At 79.7% G+C, this 728-nt stretch carries 1 pseudogene; it reads right to left on the reverse strand.

Annotation, left to right across the window (positions count from 1 at the left end):
* A pseudogene (locus BZY54_RS54930) lies at positions 1–682 on the reverse strand (RDD family protein); the annotation flags it as partial.
* Positions 683–728 lie beyond the last annotated feature (46 nt).

A 728-nucleotide genomic window follows, 5' to 3' on the forward strand; every position in this document is an offset into this window, starting at 1 on the left:
GCGCATCCCGCGCAGGGTCCGCCGTCCGGGCCCCGGCCGCCGGACCCTGCGCGGGATGCGCGTGGCCCTGTGCGCTGCCCTGCGGGGTGCTGCCCTGCGGGGTGCCTTGCAGGTCCTGAGCCGGGCCTGTCCGGCCTTGGGCGGGACCCTGTCCCTGCGCGGCTGACGCGCGCGCGGTCGCTTCCTGTCCGGCGGTGAACCCTGGACCGCCCGTCGCGCCGGGTGAGCCCTGGGTGGGCACCTGCGCCGGTCCCGGGCCTCCCGACGGGTCGGCCGGCTGCCCGGGGCGCATCGGGCGGAACATCATGGTGCCCTCGTCGGCCGGAGGGCGGCCCGGTGCCGGAATGCCGGACGGTGGCGGGCCGCCCGGCGCCCCGGTGGCTCCGTCCGCCGTCGCCGGACGCCGGAACACGAACGTGCTGCCGGCCTCGGCCTGGCCCTGCCACTGCCCCTGCCCGGCACGATCCGGATGGTCCGGGTGGCCTTCCTCCGCGGCAGGGTCTCCCGCGTGCTGGGCGGTCGGCTCGGACGTGCGGGGCAGGCGAGGGTCGCCCGTCGCCGGGGTGCCCCAGGAGACGCGGCGGTCCTGGTCGCCGCCGAAGCCGGACTGCAGCGCGCGGTCGGCACCCCAGGCCGACGCCGGTTCGGGGCGGACCCCCTGCGCCCGGTCCTGGCCCTGCACCGACCCTTGTCCCTGGACTCGCCCCTGCGTCCCGGCCGGGCCCGGC

This window comes from Streptomyces carpinensis (genome assembly GCF_002154505.1).
Classification (GTDB): Bacteria; Actinomycetota; Actinomycetes; order Streptomycetales; family Streptomycetaceae; genus Streptomyces; species Streptomyces carpinensis.